The sequence below is a fragment of the Corynebacterium sp. P3-F1 genome (assembly GCF_030503635.1).
Classification (GTDB): domain Bacteria; phylum Actinomycetota; class Actinomycetes; order Mycobacteriales; family Mycobacteriaceae; genus Corynebacterium.
Genome location: NZ_CP129965.1, coordinates 1,901,533 through 1,926,609, shown reverse-complemented (window position 1 = coordinate 1,926,609; position 25,077 = coordinate 1,901,533). Strand labels below are relative to the sequence as shown.

The window sequence follows — 25,077 nt, the reverse complement described above, 5'->3', positions numbered from 1 at the left end:
GCCGGAGCGACTACCCTCTACAGGTCATGAGCACCGTTTCCGAGGCTGCCCGCCGCCGCACCTTTGCCGTCATCGCCCACCCGGACGCCGGTAAGTCGACGTTGACGGAGGCGCTGGCGCTGCACGCGCACATCATCTCCGAGGCCGGCGCGGTGCACGGCAAAGGCAACCGCAAATCCACGGTGTCCGACTGGATGGAGATGGAGAAGGACCGCGGCATCTCCATCGCCTCTTCGGCGCTGCAGTTCGAGTATTTGCCGGACGAAGCCCGGCAAAGGGGACAAACCGAGCCCTACGTGATCAACCTAGTGGACACCCCGGGCCACGCGGACTTCTCCGAGGACACCTACCGCGTGCTCTCCGCCGTCGACGCCGCAGTAATGCTGATTGACGCAGCGAAGGGCCTCGAGCCGCAGACCCTCAAGCTCTTCCGCGTGTGCAAGGCGCGCGGCCTGCCGATCGTCACCGTGATCAACAAATGGGACCGTGTGGGACGCGAGCCGCTCGAGCTTGTCGACGAGATCGTCACCGAGATCGGCCTCCAGCCCACTCCCCTCTACTGGCCGGTCGGCGAGGCGGGCGACTTCCGCGGGCTCGCCCATGTCAACTCCGACGGTGAGGCAGACCAGTACATCCACTTCATCCGCACTGCCGGCGGCTCTACCATCGCCCCGGAGGAAGAATACTCTCCCGACGAGGCTCTCCAACGCGAAGAGGATGCCTGGGAGACCGCCGTCGAGGAAGCTGAGCTGCTCGCCGCCGATGGCGCGGTGCACAATCAGGAGCTCTTCGAACAGTGCGTGACCTCCCCGCTGATCTTCGCCTCCGCGATGCTGAACTTCGGCGTCCACCAGATCCTGGACACGCTGTGCGCTATTGCGCCGGCTCCGGAGGGCAGGGAGTCGGATCCGGCGGCGGTGGAGGCGTCAACAAGCGCAATGGATACCGAACGCGAAGTCGGCGACGAATTCTCGGGCGTGGTGTTCAAGGTCCAGGCCGGCATGGACAAGAACCACCGCGACACGCTCGCGTTCATGCGCGTCGTCTCCGGCGAATTCGACCGCGGCATGCAGGTCACTCACGCTCAGTCGGGCCGCAGCTTCTCCACGAAATACGCCCTGACCGTCTTCGGCCGCAACCGCGACACCGTGGAAACGGCCTTCCCCGGCGACATTATCGGCCTGGTCAACGCGGGCGCGCTCGCGCCGGGCGACACGATTTACTCCGGCAAGAAGGTGCAGTTCCCGCCGATGCCGCAGTTCGCGCCCGAGCACTTCCGCACCCTGCGCGCGAAGTCGCTGGGCAAGTACAAGCAGTTCCGCAAGGCTCTCGAGCAGCTGGACGCCGAGGGCGTCGTGCAGATTCTGCGCAACGACGCCCGCGGCGACGCCGCTCCCGTCATGGCCGCCGTCGGCCCCATGCAGTTCGAGGTCATGCAGGCCCGCATGGAAAACGAGTACAACGTGGAAACGGTCACCGAACCGATCCCCTATTCGGTGGCCCGCCGAACCGACATGGAATCCGCACCCGAGCTTGGTCGGCAGCGCGGCGTGGAGATCTTCACCCGCACTGACGGCGAGCTCATCGCGCTGTTCGGCGACAAGTGGAAGCTGGCCTTCATTGAAAAGGAGCACCCGGAGCTGACCATGGAGCCCCTCGTCGCCGACTAGCGGCAGCGATTACTTCACTCGGAGCATCCGGGTGACAGTGCCCTGCCAGTAAGCGCCATCCGGGGTGACCATTCCGGTGAGCTGCATCGGTAGATCCGCCGGGAGGTTACCCACTTGGCGCCGGGCGACCTCTTCACCCGTGTCGGCGCTGATACCGACAAGGTCCACACCGAGTCGCGCCGGCTCGGTGCTGAGTGACCAGATCGTGCGGTCCTGTTCGGTCAGCACGGGCAATGTCTCGATCTTGCGCGGTTTCTCCCACCGGCGTTCACACTTCGCGCCCGACTCGGTCGGTGTGACATCGATGCGCGCCAATCCACCAGTAAACGGCGCGAATGGCGGGTTCGCTTTCCCATCGACAGCGTTGGGCGGGTACACAAACCCGTACGTCGACGGAATGAACAGCGAATTCCCGCTGGCGATCAGTGAGTTCTCAGTTCCGGGCCCACTGCCTGCGAATGCAGGCATTACGCAGACATCCGCGCCTGTCGCAGCGTCGACAACGATCAAGTTCGGCGAACCATCGGCATTGTCGACGATCGCTTCCCACTTTCCACCCGGCCCGAAGACCGTCGGCGTCGTTCCCGAGCCCCACGACAACTGGCCGGGTTTTCTCGCTGTTCCCCGGTCGTAATCGCGCCGCCACTTGAGCTGGATTTTCTCACCGTCATAAGCGACCTCGTTCAGCGAATGACTGGTGAGCACACTCATGCCGTTCGGCCGGCCCGTCAACCCGTTGGCAATGGTCTCCCCTCCCGGCGACTTTGACAAAGGCAATGTGGCGATCTTCCCGCCGTCCACGACACCGATCGTTGAATCTTTCGTGACAAACCAGGTGCGGCCAGCCTCATCTGGAGCAAGACCCCCGAGCGATGTTCCGGCAGGCAGTCCGAGGGGAACACGATTGTCCACGTTCAACTGCCACTTTCCGCCCTGGAACCGGTGACTGATATTCAGTACATCGTCTCCCTCGGCGATCACCACGTTGTCGTGCTCGTCCAAGTAACCGTAGACACCGCCTAATAGCGATGTCTTCTTCAACTCCAGCGACGCCAAAGGTTGCGCAGTATTCGGATCGAAGAGGATCACTGACGGAATGACCACATCCACGCCAAGCGCGTTCTTGTGCTTCTGCTCCGTTCCTAGGTACTTGGTGCACAGAGCCAGCACCATGCCGTCAGAAGCTTGGAAAGTGGTCGAACAGGTTCCCAGCGGAACAGACCACTTCAGATTCCCAGCCACATTCGGACCAGCCCACGGAACCGAGTCGGACGAATTAATGTCGCGGTGCATCAGGCGCGTCCCCGTTGGAGCGGACTGATTCTCAGCGTGGGCGGGTCCGGTGACACCGAGCACTGCCCCAGTCAAGAGCAGCGCTGCGGTGATGTGTGATGTGTGCCTCATCCTTCAGGAGAATACAAGCGGCGCACACCGCAAAACCCATTTTCATTCATGAAGTCGCAGCGCACAGCGCTACCGCGGCGTCATCGAGGTATTCGGGATCCGCCCGTCATGCGCGACCTTGCTCCCGTCCCAGAAGTAGGTCACCGTGCTGTTGTACTTTGGCGATTCGGCGTTACCCGCGCCAGCAGCATCCAGCGCTTCCCAGTCCTTGTACAGCACCGTGAAGCTCCCGTCATCGTTCGGTGTGACATCCATCGCCTGCTGTGGGTAATTCGAATCAATGCCGATGTACTCACCTTTGTGGAACATGAGGATCAAGGTGCTGCGCGTTACCCTGTTTCGCTTGAGTGACTAATGCAAAGCTCAGATCGCTGCACGAGTTGTAGTTCGTATGTCCCGTTAAGACCCAGCCCCCAGCTTGATTCGGGTATTACTCGTTGACTTCCGCGGTGGCTTTGTGGATCTCGGGAGAAGCCGAGTTCGTGACGCATTCTTCACGGCCCTTGGGCTCCTCCTCGGCTTGCTCTTCCTCGGTCTCAGTTTCAAAGATGGTCGTGACCGTGGTACTGCTGGTCGCCTCATCCGTGTTTTCCGCACTGGACTCGACGGGGTGGAGCTCCGGCTCCGCGATATTGTCGTCGCTGCATCCGGCGAGAAGCACTGCACTCGAAAGGGAAAGCCCCACGAGGAACCGGCGTGTGTGGTGACGGTGATTGAGCATGTGCGCCTTCTAATAGCTCGAAGCGATGGTTATTACGGCGTCAGCGCGCCACCAGTGACAGCGAGTGTCTCACCGGAAATATAGGAGGCGTCCTCGGAGGCGAGAAAGACGTACGCACCTGCCAGTTCGGCGGGCTGGCCGGGCCGGCCCATCTTCGATCCCTGACCAAACTCGTCCACGACCTCTTGGGGCTGCCCTTCTGACGGCTGGATCACGGTCCAGATCGGGCCCGGAGCAACGGCGTTGACGCGGATTCCCTGGGACGGCAGGAGTTCTTCCGACAGGCCCTTCGCGAAGTTATTGAACGCCGCCTTCGTCATGGCGTAGTCGAGGAGCTCCTTGGACGGCTGGTAGGCCTGGATCGAGGTGGAGAAGATGATGGAGGACCCAGGCTCCATGTGTTTCACGGCTTCCTTAGTCACGCGGAAGGCCGAGTAGATGTTAGTCTTCATCGTCGCGTCGAAATCCTCGTCGGAGATGTTGAGCACACCGTCGTTCCACACCTGGCGGGAAGCGTTGTTGACCAAGATGTCAATGCCGCCGAGACCAGCCACGGTCTTTTCCACTGCGGCGACGCAGTTGTCCAACTCCCTGAGGTCGCCCGGAATAGCGACTGCGGTACGGCCTTCTTTTTCAATGGCCTTGACGATGCGGTCCGCGTCTTCCTGCTCCTCGGGCAAGTACGCGATCGCCACATCTGCGCCTTCGCGGGCGAACGCGATCGCCGTGGCGGCACCGATGCCGGAATCGCCGCCGGTGATCAATGCGCGGCGGCCTTCGAGCTTGCCGCTGCCCTCGTAGGAATCCAGTCCCAGATCGGGCTCAGAAACCATGCGGACATCTTCGCCAGGGTTGTCCTGCCGGGGCTCGCGGGGGAATTCGGACGGGTACTTGGTACGTGGATCGATTAGTGCCATGCTCACCAGGCTACGCCGATAAGAACTCCACCCACTCGTCCCATTCGCGCTCCATCTGCGCTTTGCCCAACAGATAGTTGGCGTTGAGCTTGGAAACGTTGCGCTCCGAGGCGTCCACGCTCATGTGCTCAGGGAACAGCACTTTGGCGCGGCCTTCCTTCTCCAACTCGAGGATCTTGTCCTTGGACGCGTTGTACCGCGGCGGCCGGGCAATCAGTGCTTCAGCGACGGCTGGGTGTTTGGTGAACAGCCGGCGCGTGGCCATCGGGCGCGTGTTCTCGGGGCGAATATAGTCCCGCTCCTTCGTGGCCAGCACGAGGAATTTGGAGAAGCCGGCGTCTAGGGCGGCGTCGATAAGCAATCCTCCCGAAACCCCGAGCGCACCGTCGACGTACGGGATACCGTCGATGCTGCCCATGGGCATGACTTTCGGCAGCGTGGACGAGGCGCGGGTGACTTGCCCGATGAGCTCGGTCGACCGCAGGTCCTTCCGTGTCCAGGTGACGGTGTGGCCGGTGTCCGCGCGAACGGCCTCGATGTGGACCTCGGTGCCGCTGTTCGCGTCGAAGGTCTCCCAATCGAATGGGAGAACATCGTTAGAGCCTTCGTAAATGAACTCCGCGTTGAAATAGCCGGTACCGCGAGCCAACGACATCCAGCCGCCAAATTTCTCGTGCGCCACGAAATTCGTGAACGACTCACGCGCACGGTGCGCGTCGCGCGAGGCGTAGTTGACGGCGTGCGCAGCGCCGGCGGAGACCCCTCCTACCCAGCCGAAACGCACGTCCTCCTCGATGAAGCGGACGATCGCGGGGGCGGTGTAGGAGTTGCGCATTCCACCACCTTCAACAACGAGAGCGGTGTCGGTGGCTTCAATCATGCCGATGATTGTAGGTCGATAACGCCGACCTGTCCCGGCTACTTTTCTAGGAAGTCCCTGACCGCCTCCCACTCGCGGTCGAACTGCTCTTTGCCGGCGGCGAAGTTCTTCTGCAATTTGGGCACTTTGAACTCCGAGTTTTCCACCATCATCTGCTCCGGGTAGAAGACGTACGCGCTGCCCTGCGCCGCCAATTCATCAATGTGGGCCTTAGCCTTGTTGTACTGGTCAGGGCGCTCGATGGTGCGGCGCGCCACCTCAGGGTATTTCGGGAACATGCGGCGAACCATCGCCGGGCGGTTCACTGGCTCACGCACGTAATCACGGGGCTTGGTCGCCAGCACCAGGCATTTGCTGAACCCGGCGCCTTCCGCCGCCCCGATCAGCAGACCGCCATCGTCGCCCAGGGCGCCGTCGACGTACGGCACACCATCAATGCGGGCCATAGGCATGAGCATCGGCATGGTGGAGGAGGCGCGCATGACCACGTTGATCGTGTCCTCGTCCAGAAGATCCGCGTTATTCCAGGCGACCGTCTCGCCGGTGTCCGCGCGAACCGCTTCGATGTGGATTGGGGTCTCATTGGCCAGAAACGCATCGAGGTTGAACGGCAATTCACCCCCGCGGTCCTGGAACATGAACTCCGCGTTCATCAGCCCGCGGCCGAGCGCCAGCGAGCGCAGCCCGCCGATCTTCGGGTGCCCCATGAACGTGGTGAACGCTTCCTCGGTGCGCTGGGCGTCCCCGGACAGGAAGTTGATGGCGTGGATCGCACCGGCCGAGACACCCCCTACCCAGCCGAAGCGCGCATCTTCCTCGATGAGTTTCATGATCGCGGGGGCAGTGTACGAGTTACGTGTTCCGCCGCCCTCAATGACGAGGGCTGTATCGCGTGCGTCTATCATGGTTCACCAGTGTAGGGGTACAAAACTATTTTTCGGTTTTCGGCTCAACCTCACGCTCAGCCTCGGCTTTGACATCCTCTGCGAGGCGCCGCAGCCACACCTGCACCTTACGCTGCCACAGAACTGAATCCTGGGACCGCGGCGGCGCTTGAATGAGGAATTCCGAATCGTAGCCGGACTGCAGCTCCTTCGCGCGCAGAATCTCGGCGTCGAGCTTCACCCCGAGCAACAGGACGATATTCATCCCCCACACCGCCACCAGCACGGCCAGCACGGTTCCGAATGCGCCGTAGGCGCTGCGCAGACCGAAGGTGGACAGGTACCAGCCGAAGAGCAGCCACTCCGCACCGATGACCAACATGGCAAAGACCGCACCGACAGTGAGCAGCCGGAACCGGCCCGGGCGCACATTGGGCGCGAAATAGAACAGGCAGGACACCAGCACGACAGCCGCCACCACGACCGCCGGGTAGCGCGCCCTTTCCCACACCGGCAGCAGGATCTGGTTAAGGTAGTTCACCGCGCCCGTTAGTCCGAGCGGTTCCGCGATCGGGCCCAACACCGCGTCGATGATGGATTCGCGCAGCACCAAGGCGGCGACCACAACGACGAGCCCGAGCACGAGCAGTAGGGTGATCGCCCACATGGTCAGCCACGTCACGGGCAGACCCCGACCTTCCGTGCGCCCGTAGATGACATTCGTGGAGCGTGAGAACGCGCGGACATAAGCGGATGCGGACAGCAGCGACACCAGTATGGAGATCACCAAGGCGATCGTGCTCTGCGCGGGAGTGCCCACCACCGTCAAGAACAAATCGAAGGCTTGCGCGCGGAGTGCCTCAGGCACTGCTTCGTCGATAAGCCCGCCGATCATGTCGTGCAACGCATTCTCATCGGTGGGAAACAGCAGGGTTACCATGGAGTAGAACGCCAGCAGCATCGGCGCGAAGGCAGTCACACTGAAATACGTCATGGTGGCACCGCGGTCTGTGATCGCCAGCGGGCCGAAATCCATCGCGGTGCGCGCGAACACCAGCTTCCAGGATTTCCACGACAGCCAGTTCCCACGCCGCAGCGGCTCGTCGCGCTTGTACGCGGGCTCGACTGTCTCGATGTCCCCGGGGCCGTAGGGTTGCACGAATTCGGCGGCGTGCGCGACGACATCCGCCGGGGTTTCCCTACTCATGCACCACACCTTATCCGGCCGTTAGCCATTCCCGCTGTAGGGTTGGGCCATGTCATGGGCACAAAACACTGACCTCGGTTTTGCCACGAGCATCTGGGAGCCGGTCCTGATCCTCGTGATCATCGCCATGCTCATCGCGGTTCCCGCCATCGCGATCGCATTCGGGATCATCCGCAAGAACAACCGCATCGCTGTCTACGCGACGGACACGCTCAGAGTCCACACCGCGAATCTGAGCCCCGAGTCCAACGACATCATCGTCATCATCACCGTCGACGTCGCCGCGTTCCAGCACATTTCGCTTATCGACGCCCCCCTGCGCCTCACCTCCCCCACCTCTCACCCGGTCACCTTCCAGCCGGGCACCGCCGGCCCTCCGGTGCTCGACCCGAACGAGGGATGGATCATTCCCGTGTCCGCCCAGACCCAGGCAGAGCTGCGGTCTCTGCCTATTGCCTGGGGCGAATACGAGCTGACTACGACGAATATCGCTTTCGTCGTGGAGTGACCCAGCTATATCAGCACGTGCATCCGGAAGAAAGGTGACAAACCACGTACGGCCCGGTGGCCGAGGGGGAGCATTTCAGGGACGCTTGAGGTAGCCCGAGCGGATCTGCACTGCACGAATGAGTGCCGAGCACAGCGCGCCCACCGCCAGAACCCAGTACGGCAGCGACGGGCCAACGAAACCGGCGAGCCACTCGATCAGCGGCGGGTACCCGAAGCCAATGTAGGTGGCCACGTAGTAGACGCCGATCACGGCACCGCGCTTCTCCGGCGGGCTGAAGGTCTCCACATCCAGCAAGCCTTCACGCAGGCAGAGACCGTAGGCGAGCCCCAAGAAGATTGAAGCGACCACGAACATCGCCATGGATGGAGCGGCCCCGCCGATGGCCGCAAGGCTCATGCCCACCACTGAGCACAGCGCACCGACCACACCGGAGGACGGCCCGAACTCGAAGCGGCGCCCCAGCGCCTGGATGACCAGTCCCGAACCGAATGCGGTGACCGCGGCGACTCCGGGAAGGAACGCGCTGGACTCGAAGTGTTGCCCGACGCGTCCGGAGAGCACCACGATCGCGCTCGTCATCGACGCAAAGACCCATAAGCCCATCGGGAACGCGGTGGCCAAAGCCTTCTTGGCGGAACGCACCTGTGCCGGAGCCCGGACTCCTTGCTCCTCCTCAATCTTCTCCACCACCACTTCGCGGGTATTCGGCGCATCACCCACGAACAGGGAGAATGCCACCGCTGCGAAGGACAGCACGATCGAGGCGATGTACGGAATGTAGATCGCATTGTGGGCGCTGACCAGGTGCGCAATGATGCCGGAGGCAATCGGGCCCAGCATGAAGCCCGATGTCAGGAAGATACCGGCGAGCGTCGTACCGGCCGCTCCGCGCAACCGACCCGCCCACGCGGTGCCCGCGCTGACCACGAGGCCCACGCCGAGCCCGATGACGAAGCGGGCCGTGAGCAGCACTGCGGGCACTTCCTGCCAGAACATCAGCGCGACATTGCCCAGTGCCGCGACGATAGCGCCGAGCATCACCGCCGGCCGGGAGCCGAAGCGGTCGGCGACGAGCCCGCCGGCAATCAGGCACGGGAACAGGCCCAGCGCATAGATCCCGTACGCGCTGTTGACCAGCAACGTGGACATGTCCTGGTTCTCGCGGAGCACCACCAGCACGGACGCAAAGTGGTTGGCCGCCCAGCCCGCGGTAATGAGGAAGGCCACAACGCTGACGAAGACCAGCTGCGGTTGAGACTTCTTCGTTTCCATCTTGCGTCTCCCTTCCGGCTCACAGTGTGACCCACGTAACTGTACACCCGCACACTTCCTACAATGGATCACCATGACCATGCCTTGGGACCGCCCAGCTCACCCCGCAGATTCACGGCCGCAGCCGCTTTCGCTTGTCGACGGCCTCTCCCACCAGCACGAGCTCTCCTGGGCCCGCACCCCCGACTCCGGCGCCGTCGACCCGGATGTAGCCGCCGCTGTCGATGAGGCTGCCGCCCGCTTCGACCGCTTCGCCCCGTGGGTGGCGGAACACTTCCCGGAATCCGGCGACGGCGTCATCGAGTCAGACATCCAGCACGTTCCCGGGACAAAGGACTATGTGGCTCGCCTCATGGAGCGGGACGTTCCCGGCGATCTGTGGGTCAAGCGCGATGATTCCCTGCCGATCAGCGGGTCCATCAAATCCCGCGGCGGCGTCCACGAGGTCTTCCGGCTGGCGGAGGAGAAGCGCTATGAGAAACTCTCTGTCGCCTCCACCGGCAACCTCGCACTTTCCATCGGCACCGTCGGCCCGCTGCTGGGGTTCGACACCGAGGTACACATGTCGGTGGACGCGAAGCAGTGGAAGAAGGAACTGCTCCGGTCACGCGGAGCGGACGTGATCGAGCACTCCGGACTATTCACCGAGACCGTGGCTCAGGCGCGCGAGACTGCCGGCGATGCGTTCTTCATCGACGACGAGAACTCCTTCGGCCTCTTCGCCGGGTACGCCGTCGCCGGACGGCGGCTCAAAGAGCAGTTCGCCGCACTCGGCAGGAACTTCACCCCCGATAATCCGCTCTACGTCTACCTCCCCTGCGGTGTCGGCGGCGGACCGGGAGGAGTGACCTTCGGGCTGAAAATGGCGTTCGGCGATGCCGTCTCCTGCCATTTCATCGAGCCCACCGCCAACCCGTGCATGCTCCTCGGCGCGTTCACCGGAAACCCTGCAGTGGCATGCGCAGACTACGGTCTCGCCGGGCGGACCGTCGCCGACGGCCTGGCAGTGCAAAGCCCCTCCCCGCTCGCGCTGGACTACGCCGCGCACCTTGTCAGCGGATTCCACACCCTCGACGACGTCACCTTCCTCGCCGCCGTGAACTGGCTCGAGCGAAGCGCTGGCATCATCGTCGAGCCGTCAGCCACCGCAGGTCTCACCATTCCCTGGCGGCTCCCCGACGTCCCCGAGACCGCCACTCATCTCGTGTGGCTGACCGGGGGCTCGCTCATTCCCGACCAAGACAAAGACCGCCTGCGCGGGCAGGCAGCTACTGCCTCGCTCCACTGGCTGCGTTAACTGTGGCCGCTTTTCCACTCGCCCGGCGGGAACCTACAATCCCGGGTAACGTGACCGGGAAGCGTCCGAATAGAAAGGTGTTCATATGAAAATCGCGGTTCTCGGTGGCGACGGATTCTGCGGCTGGCCTGCATCACTTCACCTTTCGGATATCGGCCACGACGTGACCATCGTGGACAACCTCTCCCGCCGCGCGATCGACGAGGAACTGGGAGCGGAATCCCTGACCCCCATCGCATCCATCGACGAGCGCATCTCCGCTTGGAAAGAGGTCTCCGGTAAGGACATCGCCTTCCGCAACATCGATGTCGCCCAGGACTACGAGGGCCTGAAGGACTTCATCGTCGCCGAGCAGCCCGACGCGATCATCCATTTCGCCGAGCAGCGCGCCGCGCCGTATTCCATGAAGAACCCGGTGACCAAGCGCTACACCGTGGACAACAACGTCAATGCCACGCACAACTTGCTTGTCGCCGTTGTCGAATCGGGCCTGGACATCCACATCGTCCACCTAGGCACGATGGGTGTCTACGGCTACGGCACCGCAGGCATGAAGATCCCGGAGGGGTACCTGGACATCAAGGTCGACAACGGCGAAGAACTCGTCGATCAACAGATCCTCTACCCTACTAACCCGGGTTCGGTGTACCACCTGACCAAGGTGCTGGACCAGAACCTGTTCGCCTACTACGCCAAGAACGACGAGCTGCGCATCACCGACCTGCACCAGGGCATCATCTGGGGCACCCACACCCCCCAGACGGAGCGCGACGAGCGCCTGATCAACCGCTTCGACTACGACGGCGATTACGGCACCGTGCTCAACCGCTTCCTCATGCAGGCCGCGATCGGCTATCCGCTGACCGTGCACGGCACCGGCGGCCAGACCCGCGCATTCATCCACATCCGCGACATGGTCAAGTGCATCCAGATCGCGCTGGCGAATCCGCCCGCTAAGGGCGACCGGGTGAAGATCTTCAACCAGATGACGGAGACGCACCGCGTCCGCGACCTGGCTAAGCTGGTTGCATCAATCTCAGGCACCGACTACGCGCTCGTGCCCAACCCGCGCAAAGAGTCCGCGGAGAACGAGCTCCACGTCAGCAACGACACCTTCCTCAGCCTCGGTCTCGAACCGACCAAGCTCGCTGAAGGCCTGCTGCAGGAGGTCGAGGACGTGGCCAAGAAATACGCCGACCGCGCCGACCGCAGCAAAATCCCGGCCCGGTCTCTCTGGACCCATAACCAGGCAGAAGGCGTTCCGGAGAACGCTTAGATGCGGATCGCGATTTTCACGGAAGTCTTCCTCCCCAAAATCGACGGTGTGGTCACGCGCATCATCCGCACCATGGACCAGCTGGCGGAGATGGGCCACGACGTGATGATCTTCGCCACCGGAGACACACCTGAGACCTACGCCGGCTTCCCGGTGGTGCGCGCCCCCAGTTTTTCCCTGCACCGCATCTACCCTGAGATCAAGGTGGGACTGCCCACCCCGTCGGTGGCCAGGAAGTTGAAGGAATTCGATCCGGACATCGTCCATGCGGTCAACCCGGTGTTTTTCGCCGGCTACGGCGCGCTGTTGGCCAAACGGCACAATAAACCGCTGCTCGCCTCCTTCCACACCGACGTTCCCGCCTACACCGAAGCACTCATGATCGGTGCCGTGAAAAAGCCCGCCACCGCACTCATCCGCGAATTCCACAACCGCGCCCAGATGAACCTGGTCACCTCCGACCCCATGCTGGAGACTGCGGAGAAATACGGCTTCCGCAACCTCGCGGTCTGGCCGAAAGCGGTGGACACCGTGAGCTATCACCCGAACAATTACTCGGACGCGATGCGCGAGACACTCACCGGCGGCAACCCCGACGCCCCGCTTCTCGTCTACGTCGGCCGCATCAGCGCCGAGAAGAACCTCGCTATTCTTAGCGACATCATGCCGCTCCTGCGCGAAAAGGTCCCCGGTGCCCGCTTGGCCATGGTCGGCGCGGGCCCCCAGCTCGAGCAGATGAAAAAGGAATTCGACCCCGCCTATACCGTCTTCACCGGCTACATGTCCGGCGAACCGCTCGCCCAGGCATTCGCGTCGGCAGACGTCTTTGCATTCCCGTCGCAGACGGAAACTCTGGGCCTTGTCGCGCTCGAGTCCTTCGCCTCTGGTGTGCCCGTCGTCGGTGCCCGCGCCGGCGGCATCCCGTTCGTGATCGAGGATGATAAGACCGGATTACTCGTGGACAAAGGCGCGCAAGCAGACGAGTGGGCTGATGCTTTCGCGGGCCTGCTTATCGACGCCGCACAGCGCCGCCGCATGTCCCTCTCCGCCCGCCAGGAAGCCGAACGCTGGTCGTGGCGCGCGGCTACCGAGAGACTTGTCGGGTATTACGAAGACTGCATCAGCGAATGATGAAGAAATCGGACGCGTCGAACCGCGCTTCAATGTCGCCGTCTTTCGCCGCGATGAATGCCGCTTCGCCGGGGCCGAGAACCAGACCCTCGCCTAGGTGAACTACTCCGACAACCGCGAGGACAATGGCCGGTCCCTGAAACATCGCCGAGCCATCCCCCGTGTAGCGAGTCACCGCGAAATCCGGGACAGGCACGGGAAAAGACCTCGCCCTTCCGCCATCGGATATCACCGGTTCCAGCACCGGGTCCTCGATCGGCTCGAAGACGACGATGTCTTTCAGTTCGTCGACGTCGATGTGCTTCTCCGTCAGACCACCGCGAAGCACGTTATCCGAATTAGCCATCACCTCGACGCCGAATCCTTCGAGGTAGGCGTGCATGTTGCCCGCTGGCAGGAACAGAGCCTGCCCCGGCTCCAACTCAACGTGGTTGAGCAACAGCGCCGCCAACACACCCACGTCCCCGGGGAATGCTTCGCCAATGTAGACAAGGTTGCGGGCCACATCCGAGTCCAGTTCGGCCGCGCGCTTGAGCACCGCTTCCACGATCGGTGCTGGTTCCTCTAAAGCGAGCCAGTCCGACAACACGGTCCGGAGGCGCTGATCGGTGGGCACAGTGCCGTCGATAAGCAATGCCCTCGTTGGCTCAAGCTGCGGTATAGCGAGTTCGTCGAGCAGCGTCGCTGTCTCCTCAAGATTACGAAATCCCGCCATCGCTCGAAACGGCGTCAACGCAATGAGAATCTCAGGCTTGTGGTTGGCGTCCTTGTAATTCCGCTGCGCTGCATCCCGCGGAATCCCGGCCGCGTCCTCCCGTGCGAAACCCGCTTCCGCTTGCTCGATGGACGGGTGTGCCTGGATGGACAATGGCTGGCCGGCAGCCAGCAGTTTGACGAGGAACGGAAGCGTCCCCTCCGACCCCAATGCGCCCACGGGATCGGCCGCGATCACTGCGTCGAGCGGGCCCTCATCGGTGAGCGAAGGCGCACTCGGGTGCGCCCCGAACCACACCTCCGCCTCCGGCTGACCGGTCGGCATGTGCCCCTGCAGCCCAGAGATGCTGAAGGTGTCTCCCCACGCGTAATTCTGGACCTTGCCCGTGAGCTTGAGCATCGAATCCCCTTTGTTAGCGGATGTCCTGCGGGGCCTTGCGCACCGGCAGGATCCTCGGACGAACACCGGCGATCTCCTCGACGATGCGGATCACCTGGTTGGAGTACCCGAACTCGTTGTCGTACCAGACATAGAGCACGAGGTGGTTGCCGGTGGCAATAGTGGCCAGGCCGTCGACGATGCCGGCGTGGGTGGTGCCCACAAAGTCGGTGGACACGATGTCCGGGGACTGAATGTAGTCGATCTGCTGGCGCAGATCCGAGTCCGTGGACACGCGGCGCAGGTAGTTATTCACGGCCTCGCGCTCGACCTCGTTCTCCAAGTCCAAGTTGAGCACAGCCATGGACACATCCGGGGTGGGGACGCGGATGGCGTTACCCGTGAGCTTGCCTTCGAACTCCGGCAGCGCCTTGGACACGGCCTTCGCCGCACCGGTCTCCGTGAGCACCATGTTCAGGCCAGCAGCGCGACCGCGGCGCGGACCCTTGTGGAAGTTGTCGGCCAAGTTCTGGTCGTTGGTGTACGAGTGGACAGTCTCCACGTGGCCGTGCTTCACTCCCCAACGGTCACCGACGACCTTGAGCACCGGAGTGATGGCATTTGTCGTGCACGATGCGGCGGACAGAACGCGATCCTGCTCAGAATCGTCGATCGTGTCGTGGTTGATGCCGTAAACGATGTTCTTCACATCGCCCTTGCCCGGCGCGGTCAACAGTGCGCGTGAGACACCCTTGGACTGCAGGTGCTGGGACAGGCCTGCGCGATCGCGCCAGCGGCCGGTGTTGTCCACCACGATCGCGTCGTTGATGCCGTAGGCGGTGTAGTCGATTGCCGCAGGATCGTCCGAGTAGATCATCTGGATCGGGGTGCCGTTCGCCCAAATGATCTCGTTTTCCTCATCCACGGTGATCGTGCCGTTGAACGCCCCGTGCACCGAGTCGCGTCGCAGCAGGGAGGCGCGCTTGATCACGTCGTCGTCGCCCTTCTTGCGCACCACGACAGCACGCAGCCGGACACCGCCGTACTGGGCCTCGCGGGCGATGAGAATGCGGGCGAGCAGGCGGCCAATGCGGCCGAAACCGTACAGGACCACATCACGCGGGACGCGGTGGCAGTCTGCGCCGATAACCTCTGCGAGCTCCTCCTCAAGGAAGGAACGCAGCTCCGTGCCCTCGGTACGGGAATAGTTCTTGGCCAAACGGCCGAGATCGATGGAGGCAGTGCCCAGGTTCATCGTGGTCAGCTCGCGCAGGATCGGCAGCGTGGCATCCAGCGGAAGCTCGCGGGCCACCACCCGGCGGGCGTATCGGTGCGCCTTGATGATCTCAATGTCCGTCATCCCCACCAGCAGACGCCCGTAGATCGAGGTGACCACGTTGTTCTCCCGGTGGAGCTGGCTGATCAGCGGCAGCATCTCCTGAGCCAGATGAATCTTGTGGTTCCAGTCGTCCATCGGGTTGTCGTGCGGGTTCGGGTTGACCGGGCTCTCAGCGTTCACGCCGCGTCCTTTCACATGTCGCGTTGCTCAAACGGCCCTTAGTTTAGTACGTCGCGGTATTTCTCCGGCTCAGGCTCCGGTTGGAACTCCGCATCCTTGGTCTTGTCCACCAGCACGGCACGCACGCCTTCACGGAAATCTGGTTCGCGCAATAGAAATTGAGCGAAGCGGCGCTCATTGTCCAGGCTCCCGGCCAGGTCGTGTCGGGAATTGGACAGCATCAACTCCGATGTGGCCACCAGCGACGACGGCGACGCGTGAGCGATCAACGGCTGCACGACCTCCGCCAGGGCCGGATCCGCATCGATCTTGCTCTTTATCTCGGACCAGGGGCCTCTGAATGCTCCTTCGATCAGCGGGTAGAGCTTCTCCAGCTCTGACGGACCCGGTTCAACCGCCAGCTCGTCGAGGACACCCGGACCTTCTGCAATGATTTTTTCTTCCAGACCCTCGAGCGATTCGACGAGATGGGTTGCCAATCCCGTGGCCATCATGTCGTCCGCATTCAACCGGTACCCCGTCAGCGCGAGGAACATCCCTAGATCCAGCGAGGGGTGCTTCGGCAGGTTCTGCAGGCGGTGGCTCATGCCCACATCAGTGAAGAACCCGATGTTCATCTCGGGCATGGATGCGGTGGCGTTGGGAGTGACCACCACGTGGCTTCCGTGAGCGGACAAGCCGAGCCCGCCTCCCATCACCACCCCGGAAATCAACGAGATATACGGCTTCGGGTACTGGGAGATCATCAAATTCATCTCGTATTCCCTCGAGAAGAAGTCGTCGGCTTCCTCTCCCCGCCCAGCCATTTCCATTTCGCGCGCCCAGCGCACGTCGCCGCCGGCGCAGAAGTGCTTCCCGGACGAGGTGACCACGACACGTTCCACACGGTCGTCCTCCCTCCATTCTTCCAGCGCGTCGATCACGGGAAAGAGGATCTCCGGGCTGATGGAGTTCAAGGCCTCCGGCCGATCCAGGGTGATCACTCCGGTAGACTGCTGCACGGCAATATGTACTGGTCCAGTGGTAGTTTCCGCCATGAAGCCAGTGTTCCACAGCAGGCAAAGGACTTCTATGACTTTCCCCCGAATCGTCGCCCTGGACATGGACGGAACCCTCGTCGATCCGGAAGGGAACATCCCGGACGAGTTCTGGGCGGTGCTGGAAGATGCTCAGAAGAAGGGCATGGTGATCGCACCGGCATCAGGCCGGCAGCTGGCCACACTCCAGGACATGTTCGAGGGAAGAGACATCCAGACCTTCATCGCCGAAAACGGCGGTGTGGTGTGGCACAAGGGCGAAATCGTCTCCGCCAAACCGATGGACGAAAACGCGGTCGCAGAGGTCCTGCGCGCTGCCGAGAATTCCGACGCCCCCGTGCATCCGGTGGTGTGCAAGCCGGAATTCGCGTTCGTGAACGAGGACATGCCGGAATCGGTCGCGAAAGAGACTGCGAAGTACTACCACTCCCGCCGTCCAGTTTCCTCCCTCCGTGACGCCGCCGAGTCCAGCGATGACCCAACCATTAAGGTCGCCCTCTTCATCGAATCCGATGCGGAGCGCGACGGCCTCCCCATCGCGCAGGCCGCGGATGGCCAGAACATCGCTGTCAGCGGCGAGCACTGGGTCGACATCATGTCGCCGCAGACGAACAAGGGCTTCGCCCTGAAAGCCCTTGCCGAAACCCTCGATGTCGACATCACCGACACCGCAGCGATCGGCGACTACCTCAACGACTACGAGATGCTCGCCGCCGCTGGAACCGCCGTGGCGATGGAGAACGGCCACGAGAAACTCAAAGATATCGCGGACATTGTCGCCGCTTCCAATGCCGATCACGGCGCGATCAGGCAGCTGCAGGCATGGCTGGGATAGATTTCACCGCCCCCGCCAACGTCGTCGCACCGCAGTTGCTCGGCTGCTACGTCAGCCACAACGGCGTGACCGTCCGACTGACAGAAGTCGAGGCCTACCTCGGTGCCGAAGACGCCGCCGCCCACACGTACCGGGGCCGGACCAAGCGCAACGCCACCATGTTCGGCCCGCCCGGCCGCTTCTACGTTTACCTGTCCTATGGCATCCACTTGAACGGCAACATCGTCTGTGCGCCGGAGGGCACCGGCCAGGGGTGCCTCATGCGCGGCGGGGAGATCGTTGAGGGAGAGCAGCTCGCCCGCAGCCGTCGTCAAGTGAAAGACCGCGCCCCAATTCCTTACGAAAACCTCGCCCGCGGACCTGGAAATCTCGGGCGCGCCCTCGGGCTGTCCTTGGACGACAACGGCACACCCGTCCAGCTCACAATGCGCACCGAGGAACCCGAATGGGTTGCTGGCCCGCGCATCGGAATCAGCAAGAACGCGGGCGCACCCTACCGTTTCTGGATCCCCCGCAACAAAACGGTCAGTACGCCCCGCGGCTACCCGAAGTAGCGATTTCTTCTTGCTATTTCCTCCCACTCGGTCGTGTCCTCGATCCGAGCGTCGATAATCTGGGGAGCCCCCCGAGATTGTCGGGAACAACTCTTGAGAGGTGCTGAGATCGCCGAAGTTGGTGCACACCCAAAGCTCTCTCTTTCCTACCGCCTTACAAACACAACCAGTCGCGGACGTTCACATCGATGTAACCAGCTTTTTACCAGGGGCATTTAAGCTGTAATTCCTGTTGTTTCCCCCGTTTCCACTAAGGAGTTCCCCGTGCCACGCTCCCCAGCACTAGCCCGTCGCGCCATCGCCCTCGCCACTGTCGCAGCCACTGCAGCGACACTCGTTCCTGCTGGTGCTGCTGAGGCAGCGACCTACTATTCCACCAAACAGCCATATTCCCCCGCCGCCCCCATCTCCTCCTACAGCCAACCTCCCGCTGGTTTCCACCAGATTTACACCGCCTCCGTGGGCCGTCACGGTTCCCGCGGCTTGTCCGGTTTCAAATATGACGACCTCGCCGGCCAGATGCTCACCTCCGCAAAAGAGCGTGGAGAGTTGACCCCGCTCGGCGAGAAGTTAATCCCTCAGGTGGAGGCGATGTCTCGCGCAAACGAACAGCTCACCGGTCCGGGGGAAGGCGGCTACGGCAATCTGACCACGTTCGGCCGCAACGAATTGCGCGGTATCGGCAGCCGCAATGCGGCCCGCAACCTGACATTTTTGGAATCGGTGTCTCAGAGCGAAACCGACCAGGTGAAGTTCATGTCCTCCGGCGCGGACCGCGCGAAGGAATCCGGAGAGCTTTTCGGGCAGGGGTTGCTCTCGGCTGTTCCAGAGCTGTCTGACAATCTAGCCGACGGCATCACAAACAACACCGTCAACGTCGAGGACCGATTCGACCTGCTGCACGCCCACTCCGACGAGAATTCTCCGCGTTACGCGGCGTACTCCGAGTGGACCGAGAGCGACACCCTCGACGAAAAGGTGAACAAAGCCAAGAATTCCGAGGCATCCCAGCAGGCGGCGACTCACCTGCTCACCAAGATCTTCGACCAGAAGTTCATCGACGACCTCGACAACGGGACTCTGAAGTTTGTTGGCACCAGCGGTAAGGAAGTAAAAGGCACCACCGACGCGGCACTTCAGTTCTACAACCTGTACATCATCTCCCCCGCGATGGAGAACGAGCCCGCTAAACCGGCCGAAGGGTGGATCTTCGACCAGTTCATAGATGATGAGGACGGTCGACAGCTCGCTTACTTACTCGACGTAGAGAAATTCTACGAAAGCGGCCCGGGTATCGAAGGACAATCGGTGTCCTACGACATCTACGAACCCCTCCTCAATCATATGATTAAGGGGGTCCAGGATCGCGCCGCCGGCGGCAACATCGCAGCCGAGTACCGGTTCGGCCACGCCGAGACCATCGCCCCGCTCGCCGCCTTGCTTAAGCTGCCTGGTTCCGAGAAAGGTGTGCCAGCCGACGAGGTCATGTCTTACGACAATTCCACTTGGCGCGGCGACAAGGTTACGCCGATGGCCGCGAACATCCAGTGGGACGCGTTTCAGAATGACACGGGTGTCACCCTCGTTCGCATGCTTTACAACGAGGCAGAAACCCCGTTCCACGCGGGATGCATGCCCGTGGCAGATGACTCGTTTTTCTACACCATCGGCGAGTTGGCGGACTGCCTGCCGCTCGGTTCCACTTCCGACCACTCCAAAGCCCGCCCCGACAGCGCGCAAGTTCAACCAGCTCCGTCGGTTCTTTGACTGGTGGCACCGTCGCCCTCATCCTCGCAGTACTCACTTTTGTCAGCGCCGCCCTCGGCTTCGGCGCGGTGCAGGCAGGCCTTATCGACGTGCCGCCCCTGCCGTTCTAACGGACAGGCTAAAGTCACTGTCGCCGAGGGAAACACCTCGCAAGACGACGTCGTCAAGCTAAGGACCGTGCGCTAATCCGCGGGGGGAGCCCTACGTTTCTGGATCCCCCGCGGCTATCCGAAATAGCTACTTCTTCTTGCGTTTCTTGGTGTTTTTCTGCTTGTCCTTTTCCAAGTTGGCAGCTACGTCGGGCACGTAGCGGAACTCCGCCCGCGGCGGGCGCTCGTAATCGTCGGACTCGGGGCGCTCCGGCACCTCGGGCAGATCCGGCTCAACATGCTCGTACGGGATGGTGGACAAAAGGTGGGAGATCACGTTGATACGCGAACGCTTCTTGTCCTCGGATTCCACCGTGTACCAGGGAGCGGTCGGGATGTCGGTGTGAATGAACATCTCGTCCTTCGCGCGCGAGTAGTCCTCCCACTTGGTTATGGACTCCAAGTCCATCGACGAGAGCTTCCACTGGCGCAGCGGATCATTGCGGCGGGACTCGAACCTGGCGTGCTGCTCTTCGTCGGACACGGAGAACCAGTACTTGCGCAGGTAAATCCCATCTTCGACCAGCAGCCGCTCGAAGATCGGCGCCTGGTGCAGGAAGCGGCGGTATTCCTCCGTGGTGCAAAAGCCCATCACGCGCTCTACGCCGGCGCGGTTGTACCAGGAACGGTCGAAAATCACGATCTCGCCGGCAGCGGGAAGCTTTTCCACGTACCGCTGAAAGTACCACTGCGTCTGCTCGCGCTCCGTCGGCTTCGGCAGCGCCTCGATCCGGCACACGCGCGGGTTGAGGTATTGAGTGATCCGCTTGATCGCGGAACCCTTGCCCGCCGCATCGCGGCCTTCCATGACAACGACAATGCGTGCGCCGGTGGCCACGACCCACTGCTGCATTTTCACCAATTCGGCCTGGAGGCGGAGCAGCTCCTTCTCGTAGGCCTTCTTGGACAGCTTCGGCGGTTTGGTAGTGCTCTCAGAACTCATACATACAACGGTAATACGCCTGCTATTGGACCTTGAATTCGGCCATTTCGTCCCATTCGGTTTTTCCCTCGATGAGGGTGTTGATGATCTCGGGAGTCTCCTCCAGAATCTGCGGGAACAACTCTTGGGCGGCCTTGAAGTGATCCGAATTCACGTGGGCTTCCGCAGCATCGTCCTTGAACGCCTCGACGAGAATGTACTCGCGCGGATCGTCGGTGTTGCGGTACCACTCGAAGAAGAGGTTGCCGTCTTCGGCGCGGGAGGCCTCCGTGAAGTCGTTGACCAGCTCGCGGAAGTTTTCGGTGTTCTCGGGCAGGGGACGGAAACGCACGTTGATCAAAATCATGTGCTCCAGTGTACGAGCTAATCTATGATTCCAGCTGCTCCCCTAGGTCGAGCCACTCCAATTCCAGCTCTTCTCGCTCGGCCCGCAGCTCTGCGACCTGGCCGGTCTTCGCTCCGATCGCTTCAAAATCAGGGGCATCGACAGAGGACATCTGCGTGATCTCCGCTTCTAGCGCCGACGCTTGCTCGTCGAGCTTCTCCATCTTGCGGTCGAGCGACTTCATCTTCTTGGTCAGTTCCCGGCGGTCTTGGCCGCTCAGGCCGCTCGCCGGTTTCTGCTTCGGCTCCGTGTCCCCGAGGTCCAGCACGCCGGGTTCTTCGGACATGGCCTTCCTGCGCTCTAGGTACTGCTCGATGCCGCCTGGCAGGTTGGTCAGGGTGCCGTCACCGAACAGCGCGTAGGTCACATCGGCGATGCGCTCGATCAGATAGCGGTCGTGGGAGATCACCACCAGCGTTCCCGGCCAAGAATCGAGTAAGTTCTCCAGCTCCTGGAGGGTGTCAATGTCAAGGTCGTTCGTCGGCTCGTCGAGAAGCAGCACATTGGGCTCGCTCATGAGCACACGCGTGAGCTGCAAACGTCGGCGCTCGCCGCCGGAGAGATCCCCGACCGGCGTGCGCTGCCGCTTCGGCGAGAAACCGAGGCGCTCGGCCAGCTGCGAGGCGGACATCTCTTTCTTGCCCAGCGTGATGTAGGTGGCCACATCCTCCACCGCGTCGATGACTCGACGGGAGGGGTCAAGATCGTCCAGCTCCTGTCGCAGCCACCCGATCTTTGTCGTCTGTCCCTCAATGCGGCGGCCTGCAGCGAGTTCGTAGTCGCCCGCAATCGCCCGCAGCAGGGTTGTCTTTCCGGAGCCGTTCACCCCAACAAGGCCGATGCGCTCGCCCGGGGCCAGCCGCCACGTCAAGTGGTCGACGAGGGTGCGGCCATCCGGAGCGTCGATCCGCGCATCTTCCAACTCCACAACGACGCGGCCCTGGCGCTGCTTCGAAAACGCCATGAGCTCAACCGTGTCGCGCGGCGCGGGAACATCCGCGATGAGCGCCTCAGCTGCCTCGACCCGGTAACGCGGCTTGGATGTGCGTGCAGGAGCACCGCGGCGCAGCCACGCGAGCTCTTTCCGCGCCAAGTTCTGCCGCCGCTGCTCAATTGCGTCAGCCTGCCGGGCGCGCTCCGCGCGGGCGAAAGTCCAGTCGTTGTAGCCGCCCTCGTAAACATCGACTTTGCCGTCGTGCACTTCCCACGTCAGGGTCGCCACGGTGTCGAGGAACCAGCGGTCGTGCGTGACCACCACGATGGCCACCTTCCGCTTCAACAGGTGATCCGCGAGCCACTGAACACCTTCCACATCGAGGTGGTTCGTCGGCTCGTCGAGCACGATCAGATCCAGATCCTGCACCAATGCCGCCGCCAGGTTCACCCGCCGGCGCTCGCCACCGGACAGGCTACCCACCGGCGTATCCAAACCCAATTCAGCCACGCCCGTCCCCGCGAGCACCTCACGCACCTTGGCATTCGACGCCCACTCGAAGACTTCGAGCCCCAGCGGCTCCACCACGGCCTGTCCGACCGTCACCTCGTCGGGCAGGGTGAAACGCTGTGTCACCACCGCCATCCGCAGCCCGTTCGTGTGGGACACGCGCCCCTCATCGGGCGGCTCGATCCCGGTGAGCACCTCCAGCAGCGTGGTCTTGCCCCCGCCGTTGAGCCCCACCACTCCGATCCGGTCCCCGGTTTGCACGCCGAGCGACACCTCGTCCAGCAGGGTCTTCAGCCCCCACGTCTTGGACACATTCTCCAGGTTGATCAGGTTCGCCATGATGGGGCCATTCTAAGGCTCGAGCAAGCGGACGCCGCCCACAGGCCCGTACGCCGCGAAACCTTCGATGTCGCCGCGCGTAGTCAGCTTATCGACGACCCCCCGCGCCGTCTCCTCATCCGCACACAGCGCCGCCACGGTCGGGCCGGAACCAGACACCATCGCGCGAATGGCGCCGGCATCCTCAGCGTCGTGAATAAGCTGTTGCAACGAAGGACGCAAGGCGAGCGCTGCCGCTTCCAAATCGTTGTGCATAGCCGCGCCCACAAGCTGTGGGTCACCGGAAAGCAGCGCGCGCGAGAGCGTCGTCGTGTCCAAGTGCGGGACCATGGAAGCGTAATTGAAGCGGAGGTCATCCAGCTTCTCAAAAACAGCTTTGGTGGATAGCCCCACCTTCGGATTCAGGAAAGCAAACCAGTATTTTCCGCGCCCCATCATGGGAACGAGCGAATCTCCCCGCCCCGTGCCCAAAGCGATCCCGCCCATCTGCGCGAAGGGGACATCAGCACCCAGCGCAGGTACGAGATACCTGAGCAGCTCGTCCGGCAGCGGCTTATCGACGTACGCGATCACCGCCCCAATCGCCTCCACCGCAGCAGCCGCGTCCGCTGATCCCCCTGCCATTCCACCAGCGACCGGAACGGTCTTTTCGATCTCGAGCCGCATCATTGGCAGCTTCGGCTCGTGTGAAATCATCCCCCGGTAACCGGTGCAGATCGAGTCCACCGCTTTCCACGCTAGGTTCTTCGGGGTGTCCAGGTCCTCGTCCGGTTCCTGAACGTGATACGTCGTGCTCGTCTCAGTGATGAAGCTCAGGGGAGATGCATCCGGGTGCCTCTCCCCGTTCGGCACAGTGGTGAGTGTGACCGTTTCCGGGCGGTCCACCGCCATGAACACGGTGGCGAGGTCGTGGTACCCGTCGGCGCGAACCTCCCCCACCCCGAGATGCAGGTTCACCTTGCCGTTGGCGCGGGCGGTGAACTTCATTGCTCACTCACCTCCGCCAACCGCACGAAGTCCTCCACCGCGAGCTTCTCACCGCGTAGTTGCGGATCAATGCCAGCGGCGCGCAGCGCTTCCTCTGCAGCAGCAGCCGATCCGTAAATCCCACCCAAGCAGGCGCGGAGGGTCTTGCGGCGTTGGGCAAAGGCTGCGTCGATAAGCGGAAAAACCCGCTCCCGCAACGAAACTGGCCACCCCTTATCGCGGACGTCGATACGCACGAGCCCCGATTCGATGTTCGGTGCGGGCCAGAAGACGTTCTTCCCGATATTCCCCGCCTTGTGCACGTCCCCGTAGAAGGACGATTTAACACTCGGGACACCGTAGATCTTGGAGCCGGGTTGGGCAGCCAAGCGGTCCGCCACCTCGAGCTGAACCATGACGAGGACGCGACGGATGCTCGGAAACTCCTCCAACAAATGGAGCAGCACCGGCACCGCCACGTTGTAGGGCAAATTGGCCACCAAAGCTGTGGGCGAAACCGGTAGATCCGATTGCCTCACTTTGAGCGCGTCGGCGTTCACAACTTCGAGGTCTCCGGCTACGTCAGGAGCGAATTCCACTGCCGTCTGCGGCAGCCGCTGCGCCAAACGCGAATCAATCTCAACGGCGGACACGCGGCAGCCGAGCTCAAGCAGACCGAGCGTTAGCGATCCGAGGCCCGGCCCGACTTCAACTACGGTGTCATCGGGCGAGAGATCCGCGGCCGCGACAATCCGGCGCACCGTGTTGGGATCATGAACGAAATTCTGCCCCAGCTTCTTAGTCGGGGACACCCCGAGCTCGTCAGCGAGAGCCCTGATCTCCACGGGGCCGAGCAGCTGGATTTCGGGGGTCATG

The 25,077-nt window shown here is 62.5% G+C and carries 24 protein-coding genes; 8 read left to right on the top strand and 16 right to left on the bottom strand.

Translation table 11 applies throughout. From position 1 onward, the window contains the following. Window positions 1-26 precede the first annotated feature (26 nt). Window positions 27-1,670 (top strand): peptide chain release factor 3, encoded by a 1,644-nt coding sequence (locus QYQ98_RS09190; RefSeq protein WP_302006561.1) that lies wholly within the window; start codon window positions 27-29, stop codon window positions 1,668-1,670. Between the two features lie 9 nt (window positions 1,671-1,679). On the opposite strand, the gene QYQ98_RS09185 is transcribed toward QYQ98_RS09190, so the two are convergent. The 7 genes from QYQ98_RS09185 to QYQ98_RS09155 all read right to left on the bottom strand — a co-directional run bounded on the left by QYQ98_RS09185 (window position 1,680) and on the right by QYQ98_RS09155 (window position 7,683). Continuing rightward, window positions 1,680-3,074, bottom strand: coding sequence for a hypothetical protein (locus tag QYQ98_RS09185; protein WP_302006560.1), 1,395 nt, complete (start codon window positions 3,072-3,074; stop codon window positions 1,680-1,682). A 69-nt stretch (window positions 3,075-3,143) separates the two neighbouring features. Next, complete coding sequence (locus tag QYQ98_RS09180; protein ID WP_302006559.1) at window positions 3,144-3,392, bottom strand: LppP/LprE family lipoprotein; 249 nt, start codon at window positions 3,390-3,392, stop codon at window positions 3,144-3,146. 112 nt (window positions 3,393-3,504) lie between these two features. After that, entirely contained in the window at window positions 3,505-3,795 is a 291-nt protein-coding gene (locus QYQ98_RS09175) for a hypothetical protein (protein WP_302006558.1), read from the bottom strand. Window positions 3,796-3,827: 32 nt separating this feature from the next. Continuing rightward, window positions 3,828-4,712, bottom strand: a complete 885-nt coding sequence (locus QYQ98_RS09170; protein ID WP_302006557.1) for an SDR family oxidoreductase — start codon at window positions 4,710-4,712, stop codon at window positions 3,828-3,830. A 10-nt stretch (window positions 4,713-4,722) separates the two neighbouring features. Continuing rightward, window positions 4,723-5,592, bottom strand: coding sequence for a patatin family protein (locus QYQ98_RS09165; RefSeq protein WP_302006556.1), 870 nt, complete (start codon window positions 5,590-5,592; stop codon window positions 4,723-4,725). A gap of 38 nt (window positions 5,593-5,630) precedes the next feature. Beyond that, window positions 5,631-6,497 carry a patatin family protein gene (locus tag QYQ98_RS09160; RefSeq protein ID WP_302006555.1) on the bottom strand — a complete coding sequence of 289 codons (867 nt, stop codon included), beginning with the start codon at window positions 6,495-6,497 and terminating at the stop codon, window positions 5,631-5,633. Window positions 6,498-6,522: 25 nt separating this feature from the next. Continuing rightward, window positions 6,523-7,683, bottom strand: coding sequence for a YihY/virulence factor BrkB family protein (locus QYQ98_RS09155; protein WP_302006553.1), 1,161 nt, complete (start codon window positions 7,681-7,683; stop codon window positions 6,523-6,525). 49 nt (window positions 7,684-7,732) lie between these two features. On the opposite strand from QYQ98_RS09155, the gene QYQ98_RS09150 reads away from it, so the two are divergent. Continuing rightward, window positions 7,733-8,191 carry a hypothetical protein gene (locus tag QYQ98_RS09150; protein WP_302006552.1) on the top strand — a complete coding sequence of 153 codons (459 nt, stop codon included), beginning with the start codon at window positions 7,733-7,735 and terminating at the stop codon, window positions 8,189-8,191. Window positions 8,192-8,266: 75 nt separating this feature from the next. Here the strand turns inward: QYQ98_RS09150 and QYQ98_RS09145 are convergent, their stop codons facing one another. Beyond that, window positions 8,267-9,466 carry an MFS transporter gene (locus tag QYQ98_RS09145; protein WP_302006551.1) on the bottom strand — a complete coding sequence of 400 codons (1,200 nt, stop codon included), beginning with the start codon at window positions 9,464-9,466 and terminating at the stop codon, window positions 8,267-8,269. 73 nt (window positions 9,467-9,539) lie between these two features. On the opposite strand from QYQ98_RS09145, the gene QYQ98_RS09140 reads away from it, so the two are divergent. The 3 genes from QYQ98_RS09140 (at window position 9,540) to QYQ98_RS09130 (ending at window position 13,170) form a co-directional block, all read left to right on the top strand. Continuing rightward, a complete protein-coding gene (locus QYQ98_RS09140) occupies window positions 9,540-10,763 on the top strand; it encodes a D-serine ammonia-lyase (protein ID WP_302006550.1) in 1,224 nt (407 codons plus the stop codon). An 85-nt stretch (window positions 10,764-10,848) separates the two neighbouring features. Then, window positions 10,849-12,039 carry an NAD-dependent epimerase/dehydratase family protein gene (locus tag QYQ98_RS09135; protein WP_302006548.1) on the top strand — a complete coding sequence of 397 codons (1,191 nt, stop codon included), beginning with the start codon at window positions 10,849-10,851 and terminating at the stop codon, window positions 12,037-12,039. Beyond that, complete coding sequence (locus QYQ98_RS09130) at window positions 12,040-13,170, top strand: glycosyltransferase family 1 protein (protein ID WP_302006547.1); 1,131 nt, start codon at window positions 12,040-12,042, stop codon at window positions 13,168-13,170. Here QYQ98_RS09130 and manA read toward each other — a convergent pair. The 3 genes from manA to QYQ98_RS09115 form a co-directional block, all read right to left on the bottom strand. Further along, window positions 13,160-14,284 (bottom strand): mannose-6-phosphate isomerase, class I, encoded by a 1,125-nt coding sequence (gene manA, locus QYQ98_RS09125; RefSeq protein WP_302006546.1) that lies wholly within the window; start codon window positions 14,282-14,284, stop codon window positions 13,160-13,162. The two genes, QYQ98_RS09130 and manA, sit on opposite strands and share 11 nt — an antisense overlap. 13 nt (window positions 14,285-14,297) lie before the next feature. Next, entirely contained in the window at window positions 14,298-15,737 is a 1,440-nt protein-coding gene (locus QYQ98_RS09120; RefSeq protein ID WP_302007753.1) for a glyceraldehyde-3-phosphate dehydrogenase, read from the bottom strand. An 83-nt stretch (window positions 15,738-15,820) separates the two neighbouring features. After that, window positions 15,821-16,819 carry a 3-hydroxyisobutyryl-CoA hydrolase gene (locus QYQ98_RS09115; protein WP_302006545.1) on the bottom strand — a complete coding sequence of 333 codons (999 nt, stop codon included), beginning with the start codon at window positions 16,817-16,819 and terminating at the stop codon, window positions 15,821-15,823. A 34-nt stretch (window positions 16,820-16,853) separates the two neighbouring features. On the opposite strand from QYQ98_RS09115, the gene QYQ98_RS09110 reads away from it, so the two are divergent. The 3 genes from QYQ98_RS09110 to QYQ98_RS09100 all read left to right on the top strand — a co-directional run bounded on the left by QYQ98_RS09110 (window position 16,854) and on the right by QYQ98_RS09100 (window position 19,975). Further along, window positions 16,854-17,654 carry an HAD family hydrolase gene (locus QYQ98_RS09110; protein ID WP_302006544.1) on the top strand — a complete coding sequence of 267 codons (801 nt, stop codon included), beginning with the start codon at window positions 16,854-16,856 and terminating at the stop codon, window positions 17,652-17,654. Continuing rightward, a complete protein-coding gene (locus QYQ98_RS09105; RefSeq protein WP_302006543.1) occupies window positions 17,642-18,208 on the top strand; it encodes a DNA-3-methyladenine glycosylase in 567 nt (188 codons plus the stop codon). Before QYQ98_RS09110 ends, QYQ98_RS09105 begins: the two co-directional genes overlap by 13 nt. 264 nt (window positions 18,209-18,472) lie before the next feature. Next, a complete protein-coding gene (locus tag QYQ98_RS09100) occupies window positions 18,473-19,975 on the top strand; it encodes a histidine-type phosphatase (RefSeq protein ID WP_302006542.1) in 1,503 nt (500 codons plus the stop codon). 237 nt (window positions 19,976-20,212) lie between these two features. On the opposite strand, the gene ppk2 is transcribed toward QYQ98_RS09100, so the two are convergent. The 5 genes from ppk2 to rsmA are packed head-to-tail and all read right to left on the bottom strand — an operon-like array spanning window position 20,213 to window position 25,076. Then, window positions 20,213-21,067 (bottom strand): polyphosphate kinase 2, encoded by an 855-nt coding sequence (gene ppk2 / locus QYQ98_RS09095; RefSeq protein ID WP_302006541.1) that lies wholly within the window; start codon window positions 21,065-21,067, stop codon window positions 20,213-20,215. Window positions 21,068-21,089: 22 nt separating this feature from the next. After that, window positions 21,090-21,413 carry a putative quinol monooxygenase gene (locus QYQ98_RS09090; protein WP_302006540.1) on the bottom strand — a complete coding sequence of 108 codons (324 nt, stop codon included), beginning with the start codon at window positions 21,411-21,413 and terminating at the stop codon, window positions 21,090-21,092. Window positions 21,414-21,435: 22 nt separating this feature from the next. Next, a complete protein-coding gene (locus QYQ98_RS09085) occupies window positions 21,436-23,235 on the bottom strand; it encodes an ABC-F family ATP-binding cassette domain-containing protein (protein ID WP_302006539.1) in 1,800 nt (599 codons plus the stop codon). Window positions 23,236-23,247: 12 nt separating this feature from the next. Next, window positions 23,248-24,222, bottom strand: a complete 975-nt coding sequence (locus tag QYQ98_RS09080; protein ID WP_302006537.1) for a 4-(cytidine 5'-diphospho)-2-C-methyl-D-erythritol kinase — start codon at window positions 24,220-24,222, stop codon at window positions 23,248-23,250. Then, complete coding sequence (gene rsmA, locus QYQ98_RS09075; protein ID WP_302006536.1) at window positions 24,219-25,076, bottom strand: 16S rRNA (adenine(1518)-N(6)/adenine(1519)-N(6))-dimethyltransferase RsmA; 858 nt, start codon at window positions 25,074-25,076, stop codon at window positions 24,219-24,221. The genes QYQ98_RS09080 and rsmA overlap by 4 nt, the downstream gene beginning before the upstream one ends. Window position 25,077: the final 1 nt, after the last annotated feature.